The sequence below is a fragment of the Mycobacterium sp. genome (genome assembly GCF_049280035.1).
Classification (GTDB): domain Bacteria; phylum Actinomycetota; class Actinomycetes; order Mycobacteriales; family Mycobacteriaceae; genus Mycobacterium.
The window spans coordinates 1-2,788 of record NZ_JBAPPI010000123.1 but is presented as its reverse complement, the minus strand read 5'-3'; the positions used below and the strand labels follow the sequence as shown (position 1 = coordinate 2,788).

Below are 2,788 nucleotides of genomic sequence, written 5' to 3'. Positions count from 1 at the left end.
GGGGACCCGCACCGCCGCCCAGACCCCCGGCGCCGGTCCCGGCCAATGGCATACCGCCTAGCAGGTTTCCGGCACCGCCACTCTCCGGGGCAGCGCTGACGCTGCTGACCGGCAGCGGGGCGTGTGGGGCCGCCAGCGGAGCTCCGCCGATCCACGACGGTGGCACCGCCAATTTGCCGACCGAACCCGCGTTGCCCAAACCTGCGGCTACGCCTGGGCCGCCGAGAGCAGCGCCACCGCCGCCGCCCAGCATGCCGCCGAGCCCGCCTAAGCCGCCGGTTGCAGGGGCCGCGGCCGCCGCAGGGGCTCCACCGAGCATGCCCAGGGTCTTCGCCATCTGAACCCCGAAGTTGCCCATACCAACGCTGAAGTAAGGCAGACCCTCGGTGTTGTAGAACAAGCTTGCATAGGGCGAGTACGAGGTTACGAACGCCGAAAGGTTCGTGGGCAGGGTGCTCGTCCCGAATAAGAAGGCATAAATCGCTTGCGCTATTGATTCGGTCGGGGTCGTCGCGGCGGGCGACGCGAGGCTTTGCAGCGAGCTCGGCAACGACGAGGTCAGCTGTGACAAGATGCTCTGCGTGCTGGTGGCGGCTGAGCTGCCCTGGGCGGCGCTGACCGCGGCGGCCTGAGTGGCCGTCCCGGCGGGGTTCGTTGTCGCCGTCGCCGCGGCGAACGGCGTCACCTGGGCGGCGGCCGCTGACTGACCTGCGTAGGCGTACATCGCCGCAGAGTCTTGGGCCCACATCTCACCGTATTGCGCCTCGAGCTGCGCGATCAACGGGGTGTACTGACCGAAAACGTTGGCCTGCACCGCCGCGGCGGTCTCGGCACGGTTGGCCGCCACAAGCGGCGGCGCCACCGTCGCCGCGAACGCCTGCTCGTAGGCGGCGGCAGCCGACCTGGCCTGGATGGCCGCTTGCTCGGCCTGGGCCGCGGTGGTGCTCAGCCACGACACATACTGCTGCGCGGCAGCCGCCATCGACGTTGACGCCGGTCCCATCCACTCGTCGCTGGCCAGCTGTGTGACCACCTTGTCGTAGGCGGTCGCGGCCGAACTCAACTCGGCGGCAATCCCGTTCCAGGACGATGCGGCAGCCTGCAGCGACGACGAACCCGGACCGGAATACATCCGGGCCGAGTTGATCTCGGGCGGTATTGTCCCAAAATCCAACACTGGTCTCTTCTCCCCTAGAGGGCCGCAGCCGCGTTGGCGGCCTCGGTGGCAGCGTAGGACCCGGCGCTGGTGCCCAGCGTGTTCACGAACATCTCGTGAATCGCTGCGGCTTGAGCGCTGACTTCCTGATACAGCTGAGCGTGCGCGACGAACTGCGCCGCCGTCAGCGCCGAAACCTCGTCGGCGGCAGCGGGAACCACCCCTGTCGTCGGGGCCGCGGCGGCGGCATTCTGCGCGTTCACCCCAGAACCGATCCCTTGCAGGCTGCCGGCCGCTGCCGACAATGCTTCCGGCTGTGTGGTCACGAACGACATCCGGTTTTCCTCCTCAATAACCGTGAGCTTTAGGTCCTTTGGGCATCAGAAAGCCCGTCTGATAAGAGGCTAGATGGTCACGGTTGGACAACGCCCTGACGAAGCCAACTGTTCACGACTGGATAACCACTGTTCATCCCTCGGTATCGGGTGTTCATTGTGAGTTTGGTTGCTTATCCGCGGTGCTGCGATCTGCGTGAACACGCCGGTTCCGTGGACCGTCGCTGACGCATTGTTACTGGGTAGGTGAAGCCGCTTAGCGTCCATGGCGGGTAAAAATCTTGCCGCGGTTAAAGGGCCGTCGGTGCTGGTGCCGGCAGCGACCGATTGCGATGGGGCGGCGCGCACTTCGCTCGAAACCGGTGACTGCGTCCAAAGTGTCCTCACCGCAGGCGGATTGCCCATTGCCGTCCTTCGCTATCCGGCCGATGGTGGGCGCGTCATCACGGCGTGGCGGAACCCGTATCGGACGACGAAGCCGCCACCGCGGCGGCCCGTCAGGTTGCTCCCCATGGGTACGCCGCCGAGCAGACCGTTTGACGTGGGTGCGATCGGGCGGACAGCGTTGCTGAGCACTGCCGGGCCTTCGGCCTCCAGCGCCGGGGGCGTCGTCCCGGGCCAACTCGCGGGCACTGACAGCCTCCCGATCGTGCTTGCCTGACCCACACCTGCCGACACCGGTAGACCATTGCCGAGGCCTAAGCCGGCAAACTGCGGCGTCGGATACCACGCACCACCCGCACCGGCAGTTGCTCCCGTACCGAATGTCGTCTGCTGTCCTATGCTCCAGCCGAAGTTTCCGAGGCCGGTCCCGAAATACGCCTGCCCGATCACTTGTCGCAAAGCGTTCAAATTGGCGTTGGTAAGGCCGAGACCGAACGCGCCCTGGGGGCTGTTGGCGAAGGTGTTTTGCAGGAACTGCTGAAGCCAGGTTAAGAAGGGCCCCGTGGTTGTGGTCGTCGCGCCCGTCGTGGTGGTCGCGGACGTGGTTGACGCTGTTGTCTGCGCGGAGGTGCTCGGCGCCGACGCGACGGCGTTTTGGGCCACCGTGGCGGCTTGGCCGGCCGGCGCTGCGGCGGCCTTAGCGACCGCGTCGGCTTGGCTGCCGGCCTCGTCCTGGTTGGCGGTTTGCGGTGGGGCGGCGAACGGTGTCACCTGTGCTGCGGCCGCTGAGGCGCCGGCGTAGCCGTACATGGCGGCGGCGTCTTGGGCCCACATTTCGGCGTAGAGGGCTTCGGTGGCCATGATGGCCGGGGTGTTTTGGCCGAAGAAGTTGGTCGCGATCAAGGCCATCAAC

General features: G+C 66.8%; 3 protein-coding genes. All 3 read right to left on the bottom strand.

What is annotated here, in order from left to right; translation table 11 throughout:
• A partial coding sequence (locus WAN71_RS04065) for a PPE family protein (protein ID WP_422224101.1) occupies window positions 1–1,174 on the bottom strand: 1,174 nt, incomplete at its 3' end.
• Window positions 1,175–1,191: 17 nt separating this feature from the next.
• The gene (locus WAN71_RS04060; protein WP_422224100.1) at window positions 1,192–1,491 is read right to left on the bottom strand and encodes a PE family protein; all 300 of its coding nucleotides are present in this window, start codon (window positions 1,489–1,491) and stop codon (window positions 1,192–1,194) included.
• Window positions 1,492–1,908: 417 nt separating this feature from the next.
• On the bottom strand, window positions 1,909–2,788 hold an 880-nt coding region (locus tag WAN71_RS04055; RefSeq protein ID WP_422224099.1), incomplete at its 5' end, for a PPE family protein, SVP subgroup.

Bases quoted from the DNA above. Each gene is read 5' to 3' on its own strand.
- WAN71_RS04060 (WP_422224100.1), bottom strand. From the start codon at position 1,491: ATGTCGTTCGTGACCACACAGCCGGAAGCATTGTCGGCAGCGGCCGGC.